Raw genomic sequence first — 24,062 nt, 5'->3', positions numbered from 1 at the left:
TCACTCTAACAAAAATCATCATCTTTTCCTATCAAAAAATTTCCAACTCTCTCTAGTACAGAATAGATTCAGCTACTTTTGGAATCATAAAAACGATATGCAGATTATCAAAAAGGAGCTAGATGATGTATGTATTTTTATAAAGAAGATTTAATCAATATGATCGTCCCAGACAAACCAGATCCAAATGCAGCAAAAGTATTGCAGGAGGCATTAGGCGGACAGTTTGGAGAAATGAGAACACTAATGCAGTTCTCCTTTCAAAGCGCTAACTTCCGTGGAAAAGCAAAACAGTATCGTGATCTTATCCGCGGCGTATTCTTGGAAGAGCTTAGCCATGTAGAGCTTGTACAATCCACTATCAATCAGCTTCTAAACGATTCTGGTGGTAGCATGCCAGGAAATATGGCAAGTGATGGAGCTCCTTTAGATGATGTCATCAAAGGCGGGGCAAACCCTCACCATTATATAATTGGTGCAAAAGCTTCTCTTCCTGTCGATGCAGGCGGAAATCCATGGAATGGTTCTTGGGTGTACGACCATGGAAACCTCGTTGCTAATCTTCTCAATAATGTAATGTTAGAATCAACAGGAGTTCTTCAAAAATCAAGAATTTATGAAATGAGCGATAATAAGACATTAAGAGAAACGATTGCTTTTTTAATCGTTCGTGATAATGCTCATCAAAATGCTTTTGCCAAAGCATTAGAAACATTAGGAGTAGATTGGGGGAAAATTCTGCCTGTTCCAAACTACGATATTAATAAATATCCTGAATGCCGCAAATATGTAGAGATGGGCTTCCACAATGCCCAATTTAATTTCCGCCTAGACGACACGAGAATCGGTGAGATTTTTCAAGGCACAACCCCTAGCCGAAATAATGGCGATTTAAATGTCGTTCCACCACCGCAAGGCTATCCAGTTCCAGAACTGCCAGATATGCCAAATGAGCATGCATCAGGCCTTATGGATTTAAATAATTAAGCTTAAAAAATGGGAGATGCATTATGGCATCTTCCATTTTTTCTTCCTCTTTTCTTGCTCTCCTTAACACCATCGTCATTCCATGTGCATATTAAAAAATAGGATCTATTCCTTAAAAATTATGTATTGGAGGAAAAACGCATGTCAAAGTCAGGCTATATTCCTGATAACACGAATATTCATTCATCAAGTGGCACTCCTAATCTTATTTATAACAGTCGTGATAATGTATTTTTTGAAAGAAATCCCGAAAACATTGCCTATAAAGTTACTTCCACACAATTACCAGCTATGATCGGTGGAGCCTTTGTCGATTTATTTTTAACAAGAGGACATATGCGAGAGCCACATTGGCATCCAAACGCATGGGAATTAGATGTCATTGTATCCGGAGAAGCAATGATTTCGATTGTTGATCCAGATACAAGAAAACTTCATCATTACCATGCGAAGGTTGGGGATGTCGTATTTATTCCAATGGCATGGTGGCATTGGATACAGCCGACGACAGAGAAATTGCACTTACATCTCTTCTTTAATAATGACCAGTTTGAAAGTGCGGAAGGCTCCGATACATTACGCTTAACTCCACCAGAGGTTTTTGAAGCAGCATATGGAGTGGATTCAGAAAAGGTTGCCAATGCTTTTTCTGCGCTGAAGGAATCTGTTGTCATTGGTCCACCAGATTCCCATCGCCTCCAAACTTCCTCCGTCTCCAATCTGGAACAAACAAAAAAAGAAGTTCCCGATAAAATATCTATCCAAATTAATCATAAACAGATTGATTATTAATTTTTTGCTAAAAAAAACTCTGCTCAGGATGAAATGAGCAGAGTTTTTCGCGTTCCTAGCTGGCAAGTTATTGGTTGTCCATCCACTTTATCATATGCAGTCTTAACAATTTGGTTATAGAAAAAACAGCATTTTTCTCATTCTTGGGGAAAGTTTGATAACGAAAGGAAACTTTCTCATCCACTAGCGCGTATATGTAATAAACAAACTATTTGGAGTGGTACAAATGAACATAGATAAAAAGTATTGGCTATTAATGCCTTCTTTTTTAATAATAGGAATTGTACTTATTCTCTTTCTTCCACCAGAAAAGAGTTATATTCCCTTATCTTTGCCGATTGTATTTTGGTGCATTTATTATGTTTGGAAACATTACGGGAAAGCCAGAGAACGCAAGCAATAAATTTGTTTGCTGCTATTACTTCTCTATCTGCCAATGGACAGTTGCTTTCCACCTGCCTTCACTTGTTAAGGGTAGAATAGTCTAGAAGTCTTCCATTTTATTTTTCTGGATAAATTCTGTCCCCGCGGCAATACTATGAATAACTATCTATTTGAGCAGGTGAAATTCCCCATGAATATGGAAAGATGGATTTTAGTCGGGATTATCGCAATCAGTATCCTTGCCATTTTCTTACTTGTTCCCAAACAGAAAACGAGAGATGCGTGGGTGATATTTTTATCTCTGCAGATTATTACCTGGCCTGCCGGATTACTTGCTGTGGAATGGAATATGATTGACTACCCTGTTCAACTCTTCTCCTCCGCAAACGAATTTAACCGGTCTAGCTTTACATTTGAGTTTTTCCTTTTCCCTGTGACAGCGATTATGTTTAGTTTATACTTTCCCAAAAAATTTAAAAAAACAGGAAAATTCTTCTATTATTTTCTCTTTGCTGGATTCTTTACTTGTCTTGAAGTAGTAATAGAGCGCTACACCGAACTCGTGGACTATCTTAGTTGGCACGGATATTATACGCTGCTAAGTGTTATGGTCACATTGTATATTAACCATACTTACTATAGTTGGTTTAAAAAGGAACTGAAATACAATGAATAAGGAACTAATTATTTTAATTGTTTCATGGGTTGTCTGTTTGTTTTTACTCATTCGCTTTATTCCGAAAGAGAGAAAAAGATATTTTCAAATTGTTTTTTTATTTGCCCATGCAACTGCTTGGATCTTTACACATATACAAGTATCGATGGACTTGGTGAGATTTCCATATAGAGAATTTTCGCATGCAACAAAAATGAGTTTCTCCCTCTACTACATAGTATTGCCAACCTTCGCTGTTCTTTTTCTTCTCTATTATCCGGAAAAGAAACATCGGCTAAAAATTTTCCTCTATTACTTAATCTTTAGCAATGGCATACATCTTTATATGTTTTTAGTAGAGAAAAATAGCAATCTTATTCATGATCTAAACTGGCATTGGTGGCTTGCTGTCAGTATCGACTTCCTCGTTTTATATATGACTAAGACATTTGCCTTCTGGTTTAGAAAAGGTTTTTCAAAAATACAAAGGATAAATAAAAGGTCAAATTCCCCCTGAACATGAAGGAATTTGGCCTTTTTCTTTAACATCTTACATATTTCCGCTTGAACCCAAGCATTCCCCTGTCCAGCTCTTTTTGTATTCTGTCTGCTACAATCGAGGTCGTGCTTTTTTTCTTGCCTTTCTTGATTTCCACTGGACCTACTGCTTTAGCTGTTGCTACTGCCAGCTCATGTAAGGGAACATAGGAAATGGCCACAGTGGCAATAAAGTTGTTCATAGAGGATTTCACAATATCTGGAGCTTGATGAATCGTATTTTTCACTTGCTCCAACATGCTTGCAAGCTTGGTTTCACTAAACTCCTCGTCCTTGCGGTTTCCTAACAGCCAGCAATAACAGCTCCATCCGGCTGACATACGAAATTCTTCTCCGCTTTCGATCCACTTATCAGCAACAGCTTGGGCAAAATCAGTTTCCGCTAAAGAAACGGCTACTATGTAATCGGAAATCATGTAAAAATAAGCTGCATCAATCCACCGTTCAAAATCTTCCTCTGTCATGCTCTTTGGATCACAAATAACCCCTGCAAAATACATGGCATCATAGTTACCCGTTGCATATAGTTCTTCTGCTAAGGGCTGATTTTTCTTAATTATCCTGGAAAGTGGCTTCATCGCACCTGTTGCAACCCCAAAAACCGGCTCCTGCGCTCCGTTTCCCATATAAATCTTTTTCGTTCTTTCCTTCCCTAGTGCTTCTAGTTCCTGCATAACTGTTTCCAAATCCATTGTTTCACTTCCTCTTCTATTATTTTAATTCAAATATATATTCTGCGGACTTTTGACAATTGAAGGAATTTATCTGTTTCTTGTTGAAGTATACACCTATCCATTGTATTTAGAAAAAAGGAGTATTGTCAATGAAGCAGCTATTCCCTATCATAGAAACAGAGCGTTTGCATTTAAGACAGGCAACAAATGAAGATGCAAAAGATATGTATATCTACTTATCGGATCAAGAGATAGTGCAGCATATGGGGCTTGAACCTTACAAGTCAGCAGATGATGTATTAGAAGAAATAAATTGGTACAAATCAATCTGGGAAAAAGGCACTGGCATACGCTGGTGCATCACATTGAAAAAGGAGAACATCGTTATAGGAAGCTGCGGCTTTCTGAATAGACAGCCAAAGCATTATAAAGCAGAAATTGGCTATGAATTAAGCAGAAGCTATTGGGGGCAAGGAATCGCAGGCGAAGCCCTCAACGCTGTTCTCGCCTATGGATTTCAACAGCTTAGCTTAGAAAGAGTCGAGGCCTTAATCGAACCAGCCAATACAGCCTCGCAAAAATTAGTCGAAAAACACGGCTTCTTAAAAGAAGGCCTATTAAGGCATTATGAGTATACACGCGGAAAGTTTGATGATTTATATATGTATTCGATCCTTAAAGGAGATTTTAAAAAAAGCCCTGTGTAAGAAGCAGGGCTTTCGGTTTGTCGATATAAAGATATTAGAGAAGAAACATCGTTATCCTTCTTAATAGCTACTTTTATAGTCATTTACTTGGATGGTTTAGGAATAATAGGCACCCAGAGTTCATGGCGAGGTTTATGTCCTGGGCCATAATAACATTCTATACATGGTAAATTAGCAAGCTCATATCCAGAGGTAGGAACCCACTCGGAATATAATCGTTTCCATGCTTCTACGATATTGGGAAAAACAGCCCATGTTGCTGGAGGAATTAAGATGGTTTCCATCCCATTTTTTGCTTCTCCCTCATACCGGACACCCGTAAAATAATTGAATTCCTCGTCCATTATGGCGGCTTCTTTCCCACAAATACCTAAAATGCCTTCCAGTAAGCACTTCGGATTTTCCCAAGATAGATCAATCAATTCCTGCATAAATCCATCTTTTTTCGCTTTGCTCCAGATGGTCGGGATTTTTTTAAAAGCTTTACTTGTTTGAACCGGATTGCTTTTCCCAACAATCTTTACTTCAAAGTCTATATTTTCGATTCGATATTCCATTTCTGTGTCCCCTTTCATAGCGATTTGAAAGGAGATTTTTGGAAAGGCCTTTAGCTGTGTTCCTTGATGGCGGCATTCAGAAGGCTTTATTCCATGCAGTTTCTTGAAAGCGCGAGAAAAAGAATCAGCCGATTCATAACCATATAATTGAGCAATTTCAATAATCCGCCTATCGCTTTGTTGTAATTCAAAAGCAGCAAGCGTTAACCGTCTGCGTCTAATATATTCAGATAGGGTAAATCCAGATATAGATGCAAACATTCTCGAAAAATGGAACTCGGAACAGTACGCAATTTTGGCTAATTCTTTGTAGTCTATCTCTCCTTCTAGATTTGCTTCTATGTAGTCTAGTACATTATTCATTCTATCCAGCCAGTCCATAGATTCCCTCCTTTCACTTCCTATGTTATAAAACTTAGAGACATTTTGTCCGACATATGTTGCCTATAAATGTCGTATCCAGGTGGCATTGATAAAGACGGCTAATCTGCCATATATTCATTCACTAATTCATAGCATCTTTTCTTAGTTGATTCGTATAAAGAAATATAATTGGCAACATTCTCAAACGTACCGCCACTATATTTTTCTCTCTCTTCCTTTGCTGCCGCTTCCTTTTGTTCAATCCACTTCATTTGTTCTGTTTTCAAATTATTCATTACCTCTGGTGCTAACTCTGCTTTTAAAATGCTATAAATCTCGTTCAAAGCCTCATCATACTTTTCATAGGATACACCATAGTAATTTTTCATTGCATTTGTTACGCCTTTATCTGAATCCTTCTTATCAGGCATAGCATCTACTTCTTTTTGGATGTTATCTAATTTTTTGATAAACTCCGCTTTTCTTCCCTCTACTTTATCGTCAGCTTGCGATTTATCTTCGCTGGCCGGTTCATCCATCTGGCTATCCTTACTATTTTCAGCAGTTTCTGTACTATCTGCAGGTGACTCATTAGACGGAGAAGAAACGTCTTTGTTTTCTGCTTTCTGATCAGTTTCTGACTGCTTATTATTTGTGTTGTTCGCTGAATCACTTTCAGATGCATTGCTGCATGCAGACATGCCTGCTAATAAAAGAACAAACAGGGTTGCTGCAAAAAATATACTGCTTTTTTTCATTTTTTAAAAACTCCAATCTCTTTATGTCTTTTCCGAAAAGTTTAACCTTCCCTATTCATTTTAACATAGATTCCCAAATTTCTTCCTTTTTCGCTAATAAATAACTGTTTAAATGATAGAAAAGGAGTTTTATACATGTCTTTGATTCATAAAACAATGTTTTACTCTGACAATGGTTTGGGATAGCAGAGGAAAATGTTTATTCTTGGATTTAATTCACTTTTTCTCCTGATAAAGATACTGATAACGCAAGATTAAATAAAGTGACTGTTGATTGAATCTTTGGTGAGAAGAAAATACGGATACGAGAAAATTGATTGGTGGATTGGCTTTTTTGGGGCTAAATTCCTTTTCTTCTAATCTATTTTGTAGTTGTAATAGAAAGCGAGATAAAATGAAGATTTTATTGGAGGATAATGGAACGGTTTATGGCTCTATTAATATTATCTAGAAAGGCGCCAATTTAACGGTTACGATAAATAGACTATTTCTGTGCGCTAATAATTAGAAGGTAGACAACCGTTTGAAAAGAATAGTATCGATAATAACGAGTATAGAAAGTATAAGTAGAAAACAGCTGGACAATGAATTTCGAAGCTGCTGTCTGCATTTACAAACAGCAGCCTCTCTAAAAGTTATCTAATCAAACTTTAGAAAATTAACGATAAACTAAGCCACCATCTGTTAAGATTGCTTGTCCTGTAATATAATCGGCATCATCAGAAGCTAAAAATGATACTAAGTTTGCTACATCTCTTGGTGTTTGGTAACGTTGTAATGCAATATCTGCACTATACTGAGAAAATGCTTCACCTGGTTGTAAAGCACCATTACTATAACGTACCATTTCTTCATCAATTCGATCCCACATTTTTGTTTTCGCAATCCCTGGACAATAAGCATTAACTGTAATTTGATATTTGGCAAGTTCTTTCGCAGCAGAATGTGTAAATGAACGTACTGCATGTTTTGTAGCAGAATAAGTACCTAACATTTCAAAAGATTCATGACCTGCTATACTGCAAGCGTTTATGACTTTACCTTTTGACCCTTGCGCTATAAATTGTTTAGCAGCAGCTTGTGTACCAAAAACTACACCATTTACATTGATGTTAAATAGGCGGTTTAATTCATTTTCTTCAATTTCTAAGAAAGGTTTAACTGCATCAATACCTGCATTGTTTACAAATACATCTAAACGTCCAAATGCGTCTACTGCTTTTTGGACAAGATTAAACTGATCTTCTCGTTTTGAAACATCTCCCACAACACCAATTACATCAGCATTTTGAGATTTCATTTCTTCCAGAGTGGCATTCAATAACTCTTGATTGATGTCATGTATTACTACTTTGAAACCATCTTTAAGTAAACGCTCTGCAATACCACGCCCTAAACCACCGGCTGAACCTGTAATAACTGCAACTTTACTCATTGAATAAACACCTCTTGTAATAAATTATTACTGAAAAATCAGTTTTTTGTCACTTTATTATATTAATAAACTATAAAATAAAAATCAAATCATTTGAATTCAAGCAATTTTCAAATTTGGTCACCACTCCCCTCGAAAAATCATGTTTCAGAGGATGTATTTATGAGCGTTTTTGTATAATTGATGTTGGAATTTGTTGAGCATCTATATAGGCTATACCTTTATCGCTAAATTAATCAAACAAACGTTTAACGAAAAAAACAACAGGGTACAAATTAAACATAACCTGAAATAAGGAGTGTTGAATCATGGCAGAAAATAAACATAGTATAGCGGATAAAGTTAAAAGTGGCGTATCGAAAGTAAAAGACCAGCTTGGTAATGCAAAAGGCGATACAAGCATGCAAGCTGATGGTAAAAAAGATAAACTGAAAGGAAAAATGCAAGAAGCCGCAGGAAAATTTAAAGAGGATGTAGACCGTAAGTAATCAAAACAAAAACATACTAAAAGAGCCCTTCCATGCTTATACAACACATCGAAGGGCTCTTTATTGTTCTTATCTTAATTGGTGTTTTTTCCTCCACCATTTAAACCTTCTTTAATTAACTCATTTACCTGACTATTTACAACTAATCCCAAATGACCAACACCGCTTATTTGTACGTTTTTAGCGCCTTCCAATTTTGAAAGCATATTAGGAACTAAATAATCATTTTTGCTGTAAATAGAAGTGTATAGGATTTTGTGATTAGGATCTTTCCCTACAGGTGCTTTTGATGTGATGAATTTGTTGGGAGATCCCAATGTAATCACATCATTTACCTTCGTTCCGCCCGTATTTTGGATATACTTAAGGGTATTGATTCCACCAGCACTGTGACCGATAATATCCACTCTATTTTTTCCAGTTTCCTTTAACACTTTATCTACATATGATTCAAGCTGCTTTGCATTCGTCAAGCTGTTGCCTGTTTTATCAATTAATTCAATAGCGAATAATTCATCAGAAGACCAGCCTTGCTTAAGTAAATAATTTTTTATTGCAAGAAAGTTTGTACTGTTGCCGCCAGTTCCGTGAACATAAATTACTGGATCATGTCCAGTTGTCTGAGCTTTTAAAACAGTTGGATTCATACCCATAACAGAAATGATAATCGCGATACTCATAGTTAGTGATAATAATAGTTTAGTTTTTTTCATGATATTCCTCCCTGTTTGGTTGACTGCTATCTTGCTATATCATTGTTATATATTTTAAGAGTAGAAACAACCGGTAACTTTTTCTAGTCTGTTCAAAGATTAGATGAATACGCCTTTCGGATACACAACTCTACTTGAAAATACGTGGTATTAAACTCCTTTTCTCTTTTATTATTGTTATAAATCTTTTTTATTCATTTCCTCTTCTTCAAAAAAAGTAAACAAAACAGAGACTATATTATTAAACACTACTATCTTTTATGTATTTACAATTCTCTCATCGATCTAAAGCATCAATTTTGTGAATGGCTCGTTAGCTAGCAAAACAAAAAACACGGCTAGTATTAACCGTGTTTGAGAATTAACAATCACCATGTTTATTAAGATGTAATGGCGGTGGGATAAGCCAGCCTTTTTCTTTATTTAAGCGAAGAACTTTTGCTCCAAGAGCTGCCTTTTTGGTATGAAATTGACCATACATAGCAGCAACGTCTTCTCTGATGGATTTACCAATTATTTGACTGCAAGTTACTAAACCTGCAGCAATATCAGCAGAAAGTGTTGCGGCTATTGCAGGATCTGGTATTCTTGCACCGACTGGAATATCCTCTAAACAAGCATCAGGAGGTTCGGGTGCAGCCGGTGGTAAACCGACACCATTTTCTTTTAAAAGCTCTTCCAGCTGCTTTTTTTCTTCTTTGCAAGTTTCAATAGCTTCGACTAATAACTTCTTTAAATCCCCATCACCAGCATGATTCAACATCGTTTGATAGCCTGCTGTCATACTATTTCCGACTAGTTGCGATGCCCAAATATCATAAACTTCCCCATAGTGTAACGGCTCTTCCTTTGGATTTCCAGATAAAATCCCCATCAATAATCCTCCTTCATGTTTAGTAACTCTATAGTTAGTGCGTCCGTTCGCACTTCCATAGCTTTTCCAACATAAGAGAAGAATATTGATAATTTCACTTTCATCTATATAACGAAAACGATTACAACAAGTAAGTAAATTGGGGATTATAATATCATCAAATACCGTCTCTTCCATAACTATAAAGATATCCATTCTTATTCACATATATGTTTTATTGATATAAGGTAAGTAAATTAGATATATCCTCCAACAGTAAGTTGGCAAAGGATTCATCGATCTTTTTACCGGATTGTGCTTGAATTAATTTTGTCATGGCATGTAAATTATTCCTGATTGGTTTGTTATTCATCTTTTTCTTTTGAATAATATGGTTAATCTTTACATGTAGATTATTAGCGATCTCATTATTTATCCATTCTTTGTCTCTTCCATAATTAATCGCTTCCCTTAAATGATTGATATCCATTATAACGTTTAGCTGATATATTTCTTCAGCCACATTTCCAGCCTGATCGGTAGCGATTACCTTAATGGTATGTTCTCCTAAAGATAGAGAATACGGTTTGATTTCTATCGGGTTGCTTACAGCCACATCATCTAAGTAAAACTCTTTACTTGCTATATCGCTATAAGAATCAGACATCGCAAATGTTAAATTGACTGTGTCCGTTCGATAAATATCATCCGTTTTTGGCGCTGAAATAGTTGGAGATTCTTTATCGATAAATTGAATAGAATGTGTTTTGCCAATCGAATTGGCCACATTCACTTCCACCTGAATGGTTGAGGGAGTCTGCAGAACTTTTATTTTATCATCTTTCTTATCTACTTCTAGTCCTGTTTTATTCATCTCGATCATAATTTTATCCTGTTTTTGTGTCGGATCTGAGACGGAAAGTGTTAAACCATTTTTCTCTTCTTTTACCATTACAGATGCAGCGCTCCCTGCTTTAATGAAACCTACTGTGTCTTTTTGATAAAAGTTTGCTGCTGTTAGCTTAAGTGTTTCCTCTCTAACTGCCTGAACAGATGCTGTATTGGCAAGAATAGTAACATCAGGTTTCTCGCTGTAATTTTTTGTTTGTTCCACATCCTTATTAGGTAAAAGAACATAGGAGTAAGTGGCATCTACAGGCTGTTTGCCATGGTCAAAGGCTAAACTTAAATAATTTCTTGTAATGGATTCGGTAGATCCTCCATTATTAATCTCATTCCAAGATCCTGTTCTTGATTCCCGTAAACCACGGAGACTAGGTGAATTGGGAAAATAATAGCCTATATCTGATCCTTGAACATTTTTCTCTAAATGAGCCCATTGAACATCGTTTAAGACCTCTGAATCACCAAGTTCTTTTATCTTTTCTTCTCCATTGATCAATAGCTTATTATTACCGTTGGTATTTAATTGTCGATTTTCAACAATTGTTTCTACTTCAGATTCTCCCGTGCTATTAATAGCTGCACCTAATGCCACAATTTCATCATCAAACATAAACCATGATTTTTTTCCTTTTAATGAACTTCCCGTTAATTTCTCAAGGGAAAAATCCATTCCTGCTGCACCATAAAGATCATCCAGATTAGAACCGCCAACCCATGACCTTGGGTTATAGTAGCTTTCCCAATCTTTTAGTGTTCCTTTCGATTGATCGGTTGTTGTTCCTGGTAATCGATAGCTGTCCACAGTTGGCCAGTAATCATTGCTGAATTGCTTTAAATCATTGTTATATAAATATGTAGCACCAGCCCCTGTGTACCAGCCTTTTTTATTTTCTCCATTGCCATATTCGAAACCTGAAATTCTATCAGAAAACATACTGATTCCAAAACCAAAACCAGGACGCAAATGAACAACACGGTCCATGCCTGCAAACACTTGATTCTTGATTAACTCACCCCTCGGTTCGATCGTTGTGTCATTCACCAGTGTATGGACAAGATGGATTTGATAAATGGATAAACCATTAACATAATTGCTAAAGGTCGTATCTGTTTGAATCCACTCTTTGACCATTTGTTTAATGGACAATGCATGTTCTTGTGGAGCGGCATCTGCTAACCGAAGCAAACTCAAAATCGTCGATCTGCCTGTTGCATGATCATTGGTGCTCTGCCTCGAAACACCTCTGCCTGACACCATGTCCATCATGGCGCCTTTATAAATAAGTGGTTCAAACGAATCGCTCACCCAGTTAAAAACGTTGTCAACGTTTGAATCCTTGACCTCCCATGGTGAATCTTTTAATAAATACAACATATCAGCTGTTCGGCCGACCCATGTTGCTCCATATCCCCCTGTGTATGCAACATTAAAGTGTTGAACAAGTGAACCGTCTCTGTATACACCGTCCCCGCTGTTAACATAGATATATTCTTTACTAATGGAATCACGCCCTTGCAGTACCTTTCCGCTATTTTTTTCGATAATACCGCGAAGAGAAACAACTAAAGCCTTATCCAAAAGGTTTGCGCCTGTTTCACGGAAGTTTGGGTCACCAAGTGAAACCCGTTTCGCAGGATCAGGAACAAACCTGTCGATTGCTTTAATATAATTATTAATTTGAAGCGATGATAAATCGTTATACATTAACACCATAATATCGTTCAACGTTTGGGGAATTCCAATTTCCCAGTCCCACCAATTACCGTATTCTTCTTTATCGGCATTGTATCGATTATTATGCAACCAATCTAATCCACTAATAATATCAGTCTTTAAAGCTTGATTGCGAAACAATGCTGAACCTTTACTTGAATAAGCAAGAGCCATATCCTTTAAGCGTTGATAGGAGGTAGTAATTTGAGCAGAATTAGTTGTACTTTCATTATCTGCCCACAAGGATTTTCGGTTCTCCATTTTATTCATCATATCCCATATACCTGTTCCATCCTCATTTGTAACTTTATTTTCTAAGCCACTCATATAGGCGGCTGCATCCTGATCAGCCGGATTATAAAGCTCATTTCCTGTAAGTTTATGGAACCAACTTAATCGGAGCTCCTCATAGTACCCAATGTCCTCCACAGAATCTACACTAATTAGACATTCTGCCGTAAAACCGCCATCTTTTGATGTTGCTTTAATAGTCGCAAATCCTGACTCTGCGCCTGTAACAACGCCCGCGCTATTAACAGAGGCAATTTCAGGGTTGGAGGATGTCCAAGTTACCGTTTTGTCTGTCACATCAGCCGGTGTAAAAACAGGCTCCAAGGTCACTGTCTCTCCTATTCCTACCTTAACGGCATTTTGCTTTAACGAAAAATCCGTTACTGTTTTATCTGATTCTTTCAAAGCCACTTCATCAAACCAAGCCTGTCCTTTTGCTGTTTCAAAAAATAACTCTATTCTTACTTTACTTGCATTATTAGGAATCGTTAAACCAAGCCGTTTTGTGTTCCAATCCTGTGAACCTTTTAATTTTTCAGTAGAAGGTCCATCGCTGATTTTTTTGTTTGCACTATCTAAATATTGCGTTCGGACAAATACACCTCCACCAGATGCTTCAATATTTTCTGTTTTGACCCAGAAAGATAATTGATAAGTGGAACTAGGTTTGACGGAAACATCTTGGAGAATATCCGCTCTGCTAGTTTCTGAGGCATTGATAGAATTAGACTTTTCCCCCTCATGAAATACAGTTTTGTCTATTCGCAGTTCTGGATTACCACTTGGAATCCAGAAACTCCAATTTTCTGGTCCCTCACTATTTGTCCAAGAACTATTACTCGTTATCGTCTCAAACCCACCATTCTGGATCAAATTCTCATTTATCGTTTCTTCAGCTGTGATGTGACCAGCAGGGAGAAAGAAACTAATTATCATGAAAGTGAATAAAAAAACACTAATTCCTTTTTGCATTTTCCCATCCTCCAAATACAGTTTTGTAATCAAAACGTGGATTATAGCTTTTAGTTAGAATCGTATTTTTATTAGATAAAGTCATAAAAGTTAAGCTAGATATTATTAAGCTCAACATTAACTGGTTACCAGTTAAGTAATCTTTGAATTGTCATTAGAGCAAAACAAGTTCTATGAGGAATTTGTTCAAAAAAGTCCCCTGATCTTGACATTATTTTTTTCTATCTGTCTAATCAGGGGAGATAAATTATATGATAATCTGAAATTATTTTATATATATTGGTTTATCAGCAAAATGGATTTCTTCTGAGTAGATACCTTCTGTTTCAAATATAATTAAACGGTTCATTCCTTTTTTTAACAAAGGAGCCGGTATATACAATGAACCGGTTGGGCCCTCATTCCAAAAACGCCCTAAATGAAAACCATTTAATTCTGCCATCCCTTTCCCGAAACCCGAACAGTCCAGAAATGTATCTACACACTCCTCTAATTCAAACACATATTCATAAAAACCTGGTTGATTTTTCTCCCAGCTGCGAGAAAAGTCAACCTTGCTTAAGTCATCTAATGTTAATGGATAATGATCAAAATAATGATGAAAATGAATGTCAATCATCACTCCAGAACGAATTCCTTTTCGCTGGGTTGGCGAGAGTAATCTTCCTCCATAATTTACCCGTCCAACATTTTCCACTAAAATACTCAATTCCTTTGTTTCTTTTGGTAAAACAAAAGAACTACCGAGTGTTTCCTGATATTCAGTGTGAATCCATTTTTCATTCGCAAAAATTTGTACTCGATCGTTTGCCTCAACGACTTGACAGTTGTCGATTTGCTCTCTATTATCTATTTTTGTTTGATAGAGAATATAGCCATAATTCTGATCTAATTCTTCCATTGTTAATGTATGTGAATGAGTTATCTTTTGGCTTAAAGTTGGAAGCGTACTAAATAAAGAGACTTTCCGGTTTAGTTTGACCCTCCCTAAATCTTTTCTGACTAAATCACGCGGTTGATCTTGCCAGCAGTTTTCAACTACTTTTTTTATGGCCTTTTGAACAGCAAAATATTTTTCTGTTGGTTCTCCCCACTCCGTTAGAAGGGCATCGTAATCATAGGAGGTGATTTGCGGAAGGTCAATGCCGTTACGACTTGAACAACCATTCATAAAACCAAAGTTCGTTCCACCATGAAACATGTAAAAATTGATGCTTCCAAGTTGCAGTAGTTCCTCCACTTCACCAGCTAGCTCATCTGGGTCACGTCTGATAATTTCGTTTCCCCAGCGATTAAACCAGCCATCCCAAAATTCCATACACATTAACGGCCATGATTTATTATTTTCCTGATGGAAAGCAGCTAACTCTTTGAGATTATGACCTGACTTGGATCCAAAATTTCCTGTAGGTAGAATATCATCCTCCAAAAGACTTCCCGCTTTTAAAGCCTCATGCCATGTGCCATCAGAAGTAAATAGCGGTACTTCCGACCCATGCTTAACCATTAAATCTTTTATTCTTTTTAAATACTCTTTATCATTTCCAAAGGATCCATACTCATTTTCCACTTGCATCATAATAACAGGTCCACCCTTTGTAACTTGAAGTGGTCTAATCACATCAAATAGTGATTGATAATAAGTATCTACTTTTGATAAAAAATCGGATGAACGACTGCGAATTCGCATTGTCCGATCTTTTAAAAGCCATGCTGGTAAACCTCCAAATTCCCATTCAGCACAAATATAAGGAGAAGGTCTTATTATGACATATAATCCAAGCCTTTCAGCTGTCTTTATAAATTCTTTAACATCTGCAATCCCGTCAAAGTTGTATATTCCTTCTTGTGGTTCATGTAAATTCCAAGGAATATAAGTCTCTACCGTGTTGCAGCCGAGTGCTTTCAAATTAAAGAGGCTGTGCTCCCAATACTCAGGCACAATCCTAAAATAATGAACTGCACCTGAAATAATTTTAAATTCCTCTCCATTTAACAAGAACTCTTTACCAATTTGAAAGCTTGTCATCTTATCCTCCCATCTTATTTCATGAACATCGTTAAGCATTTTATTACCAATATGTTTCCCAGGTAGGTCTTAATAGACGAAATAATGCCTCCATATAGAAGTAATCTCCCCATAGATTAGGTTCGTCTACGCCTTTGCCCTCTTGATATGCATAAACACCATGTAATAGTAAACCTTCATTCCCTTCCACATTTTGAGAAGTATACGAATCTCGTAGCACTTTCACCATTCCAGCAGCTAATTTGTCTGCATCCGGATAAAGACTGACTTTCTTCGCAGATAAAAGACCACAGGCCGCTATAGCCAATGACGAACTATCGCGTACTTGACCATCTTCCTTTGTAAAGGAAAAATCCCAGTAAGGTACTATATCATCAGGAAGGTTTGCCAAAAAATAATCAACCGTTTTTTCATAGACGAATTCATTTCGCAGTGATGGATTGTATAAGCTGTTAAGCGGCAATCCTAAAACAGCCCAAGCTTGCCCTCTTGCCCAGCATGAATCATCACGATAACCTTGGTGCGTTGCTCCAGATAGAGGTTCCCCATTTTCATGATTAAAATAGTACGTATGGTATGTTGAATAATCTTCTCTAAAGATGTGGTTGCACACTTGGTGATAATGGTTCACTGCTTTTTGATAATATTTCTCTTCCCCTGATAACCGCCAGACAGCGAATAATAAGGGCAAATTTATTAAGGAATCAATAATAAGGCGATATTCTTTTTCATTGTTTAATGCACCCCACGCTTGCAAAAACTTGCCCTTAGGCTGGTATCTCTCTAATAATTTATCTGCTGCTCCTTTTAACAGTGGAATAAAATCTTCCGTACTAGTAACACGATAACCAGCACCTACTGATAAACTATATAAAAAGCCGAGATCGTGATGATCTAACACAATATTCTCTTTTAAGCGAATTTCAAAGCTTTTTATTTGTTCAAGTGCAGCATTTTTAAAGGCTGCATCCTGAGTATATTCATAGGCGATCCACAGCATCCCTGTCCAGAAGCCGTTTGTCCAGTCATCATTGTCTTTCAAACGATATTTTCCATTTGTCGCTTCTGCCGAGGGAAATTTATTCTGATATCGTGCTAGATTCGACTTTAGCTTTGCGCAAATCCAATCAAGCTCTTTCTCGATATCATCATTTGTTAATAGGTTGCCTGATTCTAATAACTTCTCTTTGATACTTTGTAACTCTGCCATTTATTCACCTCATAGGTAGGAAATAATATTGGCTGCTGGATCATCAGGCACCATTTGGGCTGTCACCTCAACACCCTTTTCGATTAGAAAGTCTACTGCTTTTCTCTCTGATTCTGACAAACTAACAGATTTCTTAATTTGTACCGTATTCGGTCGATTCGAGAGATTTCCAATATTCACTTCTTTCACATTTAATCCTGCCTTCAATAGCTGAACTGCCACTTCAGGAGTTTTGATTACAACGAGAACACGCTGTCCTTGATAATTTCCATTTTTAATATTATTTACAGCCTTTTCAACATCTAAAATCGATGTATTTACACCAGAAGGAGCTGCCATTCTTAACACCGATTTCTCCAATTCATTCGCTGCCACTTTATCATCAATAACCATAATCCGATTAACTTTTAAACCTGTTGCCCATCGTGTAGCCACTTGACCATGAATTAAACGATCATCTACACGGATATGAACGATTCCTTCCATCCTGCACACTCCTTTTTAAGCGAAAATTTTTAAATTATAAGCAATAATACCAAAAGCAATTAACATAAAAATAACCTTTGTTGAATTCATCTTCTTACGACCTAAAACCCAGTAAGTTAGTAAGACAATTAATGCAGGAGCAAGCCCTGGCATTATTTGATCGGCAATGTCCTGTAAGTTTAATTTGACCTCACCTTGTGTAAATTGATAGCCAAAGGTTGCTTTCACAACACTTGGAATGAGCGCACCAACCACTGTTATTCCAAGAATATTGGCTGCACTTGTTACTTTCTTCAAGCGATTTCCTATTTCGCTGATAAGTTTCGTGCCCTCTCTATGTCCAGCCTTTACAAACAAACGCATACATATTAGTCGAACTATTCCGAAAACTACCCACAATATTAATCCTGCTGGATTCCCCTTAAGAGCAAGATAAGAAGCAATTGAACCTATTATAGTGGTTGGAATCATAAAAAACAGGGTGTCTCCAATACCAGCAAGTGGTCCCATTAAGCCTGTTTTAATAGATGTTACTGCTTCCTTGGCCTTAATTCCTTCTTCACTTTCAATAGCTGTATTTACCCCTAATATCATCGGAGCCATAGTATTATTCGTATTGAAGAACTGGAGCTGATTCAATGATGCTTCTTTCAATTCTTCTTTATTCTCTTGCTTCCCATAAACCGATTCCAATAATGGATAAATGCTATAATAATAACCTAACCCTTGCATCTTTTCATAATTCCAGCCGGCCTGCCCTAGGAAATACCATCTCCAAAAGACACTGTTTAATTCTTTTTGATTATTACTCATCACCCATTCCTCCTACTGGTGTAACTTGTTCTTCTTTCTCTGCTTTCGCAAAAAATTGTAAGTAAATAAGCGCAAGTGCTACCCCAACAATCGCTACTCCAAGTACCGGTACTTTTAGATAGGCTGCTAAGAAGAAACCAATTAACAGAAATGCAAAGTTTGGTTTAATCGGTAAATAACGTAATAAAATTGCTATACCTAATGCTGGTAAAATACCACCCGAAACTGATAATCCTTTCATTAACCATGTAGGAATCCAATCCACAACATCTTGAACAAAATGAGATCCTAGTACAAGTGCTAAAAAAACAGGGATCATTCGCGAAAGAGAAGTTGGTACTATTCCCCAAATATTCATATACGTTGCCTGCTTTGTTTTCCCTTCCTTGACTAGCTTTTCTGCACGATGTTGAAAAAAAGTATTCGTAAAACGGGCTAATACATCTAATTGAACCATTAACAAACCGATTGGTACCGCTAATGTTGCCCCAAACTCTGCACCTTCCCCACTCAATACTGCAAATGTTGTACCAAGCAGCGCACCTGTCATATAATCAGGAATCGATGCTCCGCCAAAATTTCCAACGCCAAGAACAAGAAGGTTTAATGTACCACCAACAATTAGCCCGGTTTGTATATCCCCTAAAATTAACCCTGCAAAAAAACCTGCCATCGTAGGTTTAACAAACCCGAAGGTCGTATTGTTTCCATCATAAATTGCAAATGCAGCATAAAGGGTTAATAAAATTATTTGCCACCATTCAATACCAGCCATATACCATTCCCCTATTCATCTAAATTAGATATATTCATTTCCAACTGACAAAATTCGATTGCTCTTTTTCCTTTTTCCTCTAAAAGTGACAGATCATCCTCTTCGAAATAAAACGCTTCCAAAATTAACGGTAAATTAACACCCGAGATAATTTTTACCTTATCAGCAAGGTTTAATCTCAATGTTTCTTTCACAATTTGGTTATAGGGTGTGCCGCCCTTTAAATCAACAAATGCTAAATATTCCTTTTGTTTATTTATGACCTCATTTTGTAGAAACTGTTGTACATCATTTGTAAAAGTTTCTACACCCAGCTCTGTTAATTCAATTGTTATGAGAGGGTTGAATTCTCCTACTATCATTTGTGCAGATCTTTTCAACCCTGATGCAACGCCTTGATGAGAAAGTATAACAATATTCTTCATTTTTTATCTCCCTAACTAAACGGAATCAATTCTTATATTAAAATAGTCCCAACGTTTGTAACTCTCGATATACTCCACCACTCTACCATTTGCAAGATACGTATGTCTTTTTGTAAAAACAACAGGAGCAGCTTCTTTAAGGTCTATTTGTGCGCAAATTTCATGTGGAGCTGGAAAGATTATTTCGGTTGTTTCCGTAAATTCTGCCTGAAATAGATTAATGCCAAATTTATTTTTTATCATTTCATAAATTGATTTAAAGTTTTCCAGATTTTCAACCTCTTCATTCCCGATGAATTCCGGTAAAATAAAGGTATTTTGCAATATAAAAGCACACCCATCACTATACCGAATTCGTTTTACGGAATAAAAAAGCTCATCTTCTGCAATCCGTAACTCTTTTGCGATCCGTGGGTCTTTCATTAATTCCACTTCTATTACTTTTACATCCTCTTCATCATGCTGAATATTTTCTTTTTCCGTAAATTTAACAATTTTCCCCCGTCTTGCTTTCGATACGAAAGTGCCTTTTCCCTGGTAACGTACCAAATACCCATCATTCACCAACTCTGTAATTGCTTTAATTACAGTGATACTGCTTACATTAAACTCCTTTTTAAGCTCCGACTCACTATAAAACTTATCACCAGGTTGAAATTCACCATTAGTCAATCTTTCCAGCAAACTATTTTTTATTTTTAGGTACTTAGGCATCCTAATCCCCCCGATCCAATTAAAATATGTAAGAGATAACTTAATATGTTAACATGTTAATATATTAAGTTAAGTAAATCTTATTATAATTATCTAATAATTGCAAGCGTAATTAAAAAATAAATAAAATTTTTTTGGTAAAATATTTTCCTTCTCTTGTAGTGTCCTTCCATAACAAAAAAAGCAGCTGTCTCTGGCAGCTGCTTTTTTAAAGGTGTATTCAATTTTAATATAAAACAAGCTAAAATCTTATTTTTGTATAATGAAAGCTCTCTAGTAACGCAAGTATATCTGTGTTTTTTGTAAGTATCCGCGTAAGCAAAGCATTGTTTGTTTTACCCATTCATATTCTTCCTTTAATTCATCATAAGCATATGATGGTATACAAAAAACGTCTAAGCCTTATGGTATAAAGATTTTAGAAGTTTCTTTAAACATTGGAGTCTTAATCATAACATATGAAAAATATCTTTATTCTATTCACCATTTGTATAGATTTAGCAGATTCTTCTAAATTGTCTTTAGCCTATTATAAAGAGATTTTAGTTCTTCTTCAATCTTAGTAAGTCTATTTTCTAAAGGGCGTATATTTCCATTTACATATTCCAATTTTTCTAGATTGTCTTGTACCTGTAAATATTCGTTCTTCAATTCCAAAATTTTATATTCAATGTCTGTTTTATTCATATTCTCGCACCTCCCCCAGAAGAAGATATCGATATATCCTCTTTTTCGCTTAATTTTTGTTCGCACTAATCAATCCCAAACTCTGTTTAAACGCCAGCGATTTAGACATGATTTTATTCAAAGTAATCATAATCCTTTTATCATTTTCTTGTAAAGATAATAGATTGCTTCTTTTGTTTCGTTTTCAGCTATATTTTAAAGTATTTTCTCTTTTTATCGGATTGCTATTATTCCTCTCTATATTTTCTATTAAGTCTTAAATAGTATCTAAATTGATTGATCATCCTTAGGTATTGTTTACCGTGCTTAAACAAATGCACCCAATTATTTAAGCACAACCTTTATAGTGAAGAAAACAATTGTATAAAAACCAAATTAAAAACCACAATAATTTAATGAAGAAAGGTGGTGTGATAATGAAACATGTTAAAGCTTTTGCGATAAAATTTCTTTCAACACTTGTTCTATTATCGTTAATTTTAATGATTCTATTTAATTTGCCATTTACAAATGTCTTCATGATTACGGTTGTATTAGGAGTTTTAGCATACATTATTGGCGATTTACTTATTCTTCCGCGCACCAATAATCTAGTTGCTACCCTTTCGGATTTCGGATTAGCTTTCTTTGTTATATGGCTAATGAGTGAAAATTTCACATATAGAGGGAATACGGTTATGATATCGTTAATTGCCTCTATAGGCGTTTTAATTTTCGAATACTTCTTTCATAAGTACCTTATTCAAAACTTTATACAGGAAGCAAAATCCAATCCACGACAGGAAAAACTGCAGTTTCAAACTGAAATGGCTGAAGAATTTCATCCAAACTCAAAAGCAGATAATGATGAATCTTAGTATTACTTTTTTATCCCCAAAAACATCCACTCTGATTTTTGAGTGGATGTTTTTTCTTTTTCAATACTTTATTCCAATCATATGGATAGTTCCCTACCTTTAGCATTACGTTCCCTTCAGCCTATTATAAATCTTTTAAGTTTATCTCTCCAAGTATATAATTCACCTGCAATTATTTTAGTATCTAATCCGCAGCTTAGCAAAATTCTCTAACTCTGGTTGTGTAAACTTGATATTCTGCCCTTGCCTAAAAAAATTACAAAAGCGGTATATTACTTTCTTTACAAGCAGTAATAATAGCATCATTCCAAACAGATACTTGAACTTCGCCAATATGTGCTTTCTTTAACAGAAACATCATTAATCTCGATTGGCCTATCCCGCCACCGATTGTATACGGAAGTCTTTTATTTAGTATGCCTTGGTGATATTCTAGATCTTTCCGATTTTCATTCTTTGAGCATTTTAATTGTTGCAAAAGTGTCTTCTCATCCACACGTATCCCCATAGAAGATATCTCGATAGACTTTTCTAACAGAGGATACCATAAAATAATATCTCCGTTTAGATTCCAGTCATCATAATCAGGCGAACGTCCATCATGCTTGATACCAGATAACAATTCCCCTCCAATCTTCATAATGAAAACTGCCCCAAACTCCTTGGCTATTTCATCTTCCCGCTGTTTTGGTGTTAGAGATGGATATATATCCTCAAGATCTTGTGTCGTAATAAAATGAATATTTTCTGGCAGTGTGGGTTCGATACGAGGATATAACGTATATAAGAAATCTTCCGAAGACTTTATAGCACTATAAATTTTTTGGACCTCTAATTTTAGAGTCGCTAACTGACGTTCATCGAAGCTGATAACTTTCTCCCAGTCCCATTGATCAACAAACATAGAGTGTAGATTGTCTAAAACCTCATCTCTCCTAATTGCATTCATATCAGTGTATAACCCTTCACCATAACTAAATCCATACTGTCCTAGGGCCATTCTCTTCCACTTGGCCAATGATTGAACTATTTCTATTTGTGAATGTTCCACATCCATTGCATTAAAAGTAACAATGCGCTCTACTCCATTTAAATTATCATTAATACCACTTCCTGCCTTTAATATAATCGGGGCGGAAATCTTTGTTAAATTTAACTCTTTAGAAAAGTGATTCTCAAAGTGATGTTTTAATTTATTTATAGCGATTTGGGTTTCGATAAAGTTCAAATTAGGTTGATATATACTTGGAACAATAAGTGATTCATTCATAGAAAAGTACCTCCATTTATATCTAGGGTTGTTCTTTATAATTGGGTTTTTATTCTGTTTACTATATGATGGAATCCTCCAGTTGATATCCGCTCCTGCCTAATTATTGATTCAGAGGATTAATTCCCCTTAACACTTGCCAGTTAAGACATAATTCGATACAGATTACTAAAGGAACTTGTATTAGAAAAGATCCGTTAACTATGCTAATTATTTCAACAAAAGAGACTGCTAAAAAAGCAATCTCTCCGAAAAATTGTTTACCTATAACTCCTTTATACCGAATGGTTTGCTCTGTTAACCAATTAGAATCCTCACTAGCTAGAAAGTCTTAGATTAATAGAATTAACCGGACTCCTTCTTTTCCTTCTTAACCTTAAATAAGGTATAATAAAGAAAACATCTAATCCCTTATGTATCAGCGTTTTAGACGTTTATTATTAGAAATTTTTGAAGCTTGAGTTTCAGTAATAAAATGATTCATATCATTTTACATTCTTTTAACGAGGCAACTATAACATCCTGGTTTAGCGTAATGAATGTGAATATATGCTACTTCTTCATTATCAAATACATCATCTATCATTTCCCTCACATTCACACCTTCTGTAACCCTAGCATCTACTAACATTGCGTCAATATTGTAACCGCGTAAAGAAAGAAGCCTATGATATATGATATCCGGAATTTCATTTACATCTAACATAGCGGTAGTTGCTTCTTTTCGTATAAATATGGGTCCATTTGCTTTATAAGGTGAATTAACAAAATGATATTGGTAATTCAATAATATAACTTCTTCTCCTATTTCTGCATCCTTCAAGCTTACCCTGCAAGGAAATCCAGGCTTCTTATCTGCTATCATTTTGACTGCTCCAATATTTATTAGTTCTTCTTCATCCATTAAGAATAGGTCATTAAACTCATTATCTTGTAACGCAATGAATTGAAAATTATTTCTCATATACTTATCTCCTTCAGTTTAAATT

The 24,062-nt window shown here is 35.9% G+C and carries 25 protein-coding genes; 8 read left to right on the top strand and 17 right to left on the bottom strand.

What is annotated here, in order from left to right:
- The first annotated feature begins 129 nt into the window (after positions 1–129).
- The 5 genes from NiCM35_RS01785 (at position 130) to NiCM35_RS01765 (ending at position 3,335) form a co-directional block, all read left to right on the top strand.
- Positions 130–987, top strand: coding sequence for a manganese catalase family protein (locus NiCM35_RS01785; protein WP_123257539.1), 858 nt, complete (start codon positions 130–132; stop codon positions 985–987).
- Positions 988–1,128: 141 nt separating this feature from the next.
- Entirely contained in the window at positions 1,129–1,779 is a 651-nt protein-coding gene (locus NiCM35_RS01780) for a cupin domain-containing protein (protein WP_095328303.1), read from the top strand.
- Between the two features lie 226 nt (positions 1,780–2,005).
- A complete protein-coding gene (locus NiCM35_RS01775; RefSeq protein ID WP_164463618.1) occupies positions 2,006–2,182 on the top strand; it encodes a hypothetical protein in 177 nt (58 codons plus the stop codon).
- A 171-nt stretch (positions 2,183–2,353) separates the two neighbouring features.
- The gene (locus NiCM35_RS01770) at positions 2,354–2,839 is read left to right on the top strand and encodes a CBO0543 family protein (RefSeq protein WP_095328302.1); all 486 of its coding nucleotides are present in this window, start codon (positions 2,354–2,356) and stop codon (positions 2,837–2,839) included.
- Positions 2,832–3,335 (top strand): CBO0543 family protein, encoded by a 504-nt coding sequence (locus tag NiCM35_RS01765; RefSeq protein ID WP_123259538.1) that lies wholly within the window; start codon positions 2,832–2,834, stop codon positions 3,333–3,335. The genes NiCM35_RS01770 and NiCM35_RS01765 overlap by 8 nt, the downstream gene beginning before the upstream one ends.
- A 25-nt stretch (positions 3,336–3,360) precedes the next feature.
- Here the strand turns inward: NiCM35_RS01765 and NiCM35_RS01760 are convergent, their stop codons facing one another.
- The gene (locus NiCM35_RS01760; protein ID WP_095328300.1) at positions 3,361–4,068 is read right to left on the bottom strand and encodes a DNA alkylation repair protein; all 708 of its coding nucleotides are present in this window, start codon (positions 4,066–4,068) and stop codon (positions 3,361–3,363) included.
- A gap of 131 nt (positions 4,069–4,199) precedes the next feature.
- Between NiCM35_RS01760 and NiCM35_RS01755 the strand changes: the two genes are divergently transcribed.
- Positions 4,200–4,757, top strand: coding sequence for a GNAT family N-acetyltransferase (locus NiCM35_RS01755; protein ID WP_433778406.1), 558 nt, complete (start codon positions 4,200–4,202; stop codon positions 4,755–4,757).
- 83 nt (positions 4,758–4,840) lie between these two features.
- Here the strand turns inward: NiCM35_RS01755 and NiCM35_RS01750 are convergent, their stop codons facing one another.
- The 3 genes from NiCM35_RS01750 to NiCM35_RS01740 all read right to left on the bottom strand — a co-directional run bounded on the left by NiCM35_RS01750 (position 4,841) and on the right by NiCM35_RS01740 (position 7,870).
- Positions 4,841–5,695: an AraC family transcriptional regulator gene (locus NiCM35_RS01750; protein ID WP_095328298.1), complete on the bottom strand. Its 855-nt coding sequence runs from the start codon at positions 5,693–5,695 to the stop codon at positions 4,841–4,843.
- Positions 5,696–5,796: 101 nt separating this feature from the next.
- A complete protein-coding gene (locus NiCM35_RS01745) occupies positions 5,797–6,435 on the bottom strand; it encodes a lysozyme inhibitor LprI family protein (RefSeq protein WP_371471099.1) in 639 nt (212 codons plus the stop codon).
- A gap of 658 nt (positions 6,436–7,093) precedes the next feature.
- Entirely contained in the window at positions 7,094–7,870 is a 777-nt protein-coding gene (locus tag NiCM35_RS01740) for an acetoin reductase (RefSeq protein ID WP_433778403.1), read from the bottom strand.
- 308 nt (positions 7,871–8,178) lie between these two features.
- Between NiCM35_RS01740 and NiCM35_RS01735 the strand changes: the two genes are divergently transcribed.
- A complete protein-coding gene (locus NiCM35_RS01735) occupies positions 8,179–8,358 on the top strand; it encodes a CsbD family protein (RefSeq protein WP_433778401.1) in 180 nt (59 codons plus the stop codon).
- Positions 8,359–8,432: 74 nt separating this feature from the next.
- Here NiCM35_RS01735 and NiCM35_RS01730 read toward each other — a convergent pair whose 3' ends face one another.
- From NiCM35_RS01730 to NiCM35_RS01680, 11 genes are all read right to left on the bottom strand, one after another.
- Positions 8,433–9,071 (bottom strand): esterase/lipase family protein, encoded by a 639-nt coding sequence (locus tag NiCM35_RS01730; RefSeq protein ID WP_433778399.1) that lies wholly within the window; start codon positions 9,069–9,071, stop codon positions 8,433–8,435.
- Between the two features lie 361 nt (positions 9,072–9,432).
- The gene (locus NiCM35_RS01725) at positions 9,433–9,945 is read right to left on the bottom strand and encodes a DUF3231 family protein (RefSeq protein ID WP_433778397.1); all 513 of its coding nucleotides are present in this window, start codon (positions 9,943–9,945) and stop codon (positions 9,433–9,435) included.
- 214 nt (positions 9,946–10,159) lie between these two features.
- Positions 10,160–13,807 (bottom strand): polysaccharide lyase family 8 super-sandwich domain-containing protein, encoded by a 3,648-nt coding sequence (locus tag NiCM35_RS01720; RefSeq protein ID WP_433778395.1) that lies wholly within the window; start codon positions 13,805–13,807, stop codon positions 10,160–10,162.
- Positions 13,808–14,072: 265 nt separating this feature from the next.
- The gene (locus NiCM35_RS01715) at positions 14,073–15,836 is read right to left on the bottom strand and encodes a glycoside hydrolase family 35 protein (protein WP_433778393.1); all 1,764 of its coding nucleotides are present in this window, start codon (positions 15,834–15,836) and stop codon (positions 14,073–14,075) included.
- Positions 15,837–15,879: 43 nt separating this feature from the next.
- Entirely contained in the window at positions 15,880–17,046 is a 1,167-nt protein-coding gene (locus NiCM35_RS01710; RefSeq protein ID WP_249878670.1) for a glycoside hydrolase family 88 protein, read from the bottom strand.
- A 9-nt stretch (positions 17,047–17,055) separates the two neighbouring features.
- On the bottom strand, positions 17,056–17,532 hold the full coding sequence (locus tag NiCM35_RS01705; RefSeq protein WP_371471103.1) for a PTS sugar transporter subunit IIB: 477 nt from the start codon (positions 17,530–17,532) through the stop codon (positions 17,056–17,058).
- Between the two features lie 15 nt (positions 17,533–17,547).
- Entirely contained in the window at positions 17,548–18,345 is a 798-nt protein-coding gene (locus tag NiCM35_RS01700; RefSeq protein WP_249878672.1) for a PTS system mannose/fructose/sorbose family transporter subunit IID, read from the bottom strand.
- Complete coding sequence (locus tag NiCM35_RS01695; RefSeq protein ID WP_371471104.1) at positions 18,338–19,120, bottom strand: PTS mannose/fructose/sorbose/N-acetylgalactosamine transporter subunit IIC; 783 nt, start codon at positions 19,118–19,120, stop codon at positions 18,338–18,340. The genes NiCM35_RS01700 and NiCM35_RS01695 overlap by 8 nt, the downstream gene beginning before the upstream one ends.
- An 11-nt stretch (positions 19,121–19,131) precedes the next feature.
- Complete coding sequence (locus tag NiCM35_RS01690; protein WP_371471105.1) at positions 19,132–19,545, bottom strand: PTS sugar transporter subunit IIA; 414 nt, start codon at positions 19,543–19,545, stop codon at positions 19,132–19,134.
- A 15-nt stretch (positions 19,546–19,560) separates the two neighbouring features.
- A complete protein-coding gene (locus tag NiCM35_RS01685; protein ID WP_249878675.1) occupies positions 19,561–20,259 on the bottom strand; it encodes a GntR family transcriptional regulator in 699 nt (232 codons plus the stop codon).
- A 510-nt stretch (positions 20,260–20,769) separates the two neighbouring features.
- Positions 20,770–20,946 (bottom strand): SE1832 family protein, encoded by a 177-nt coding sequence (locus tag NiCM35_RS01680; RefSeq protein WP_164463616.1) that lies wholly within the window; start codon positions 20,944–20,946, stop codon positions 20,770–20,772.
- Between the two features lie 416 nt (positions 20,947–21,362).
- On the opposite strand from NiCM35_RS01680, the gene NiCM35_RS01675 reads away from it, so the two are divergent.
- A complete protein-coding gene (locus NiCM35_RS01675; RefSeq protein WP_433778389.1) occupies positions 21,363–21,803 on the top strand; it encodes a YndM family protein in 441 nt (146 codons plus the stop codon).
- A gap of 256 nt (positions 21,804–22,059) precedes the next feature.
- On the opposite strand, the gene asnA is transcribed toward NiCM35_RS01675, so the two are convergent.
- Positions 22,060–23,046: an aspartate--ammonia ligase gene (gene asnA / locus NiCM35_RS01670; RefSeq protein WP_412973417.1), complete on the bottom strand. Its 987-nt coding sequence runs from the start codon at positions 23,044–23,046 to the stop codon at positions 22,060–22,062.
- A 517-nt stretch (positions 23,047–23,563) separates the two neighbouring features.
- On the bottom strand, positions 23,564–24,037 hold the full coding sequence (locus NiCM35_RS01665) for a DUF1203 domain-containing protein (RefSeq protein WP_095329311.1): 474 nt from the start codon (positions 24,035–24,037) through the stop codon (positions 23,564–23,566).
- Between the last annotated feature and the right edge of the window lie 25 nt (positions 24,038–24,062).

The organism is Niallia sp. M35, assembly GCF_050971705.1.
Classification (GTDB): Bacteria; Bacillota; Bacilli; order Bacillales; family Cytobacillaceae; genus Niallia; species Niallia circulans_A.
The sequence above is the reverse complement of the archived record's forward strand: the minus strand, read 5'-3'. Positions and strand labels throughout refer to the sequence as shown.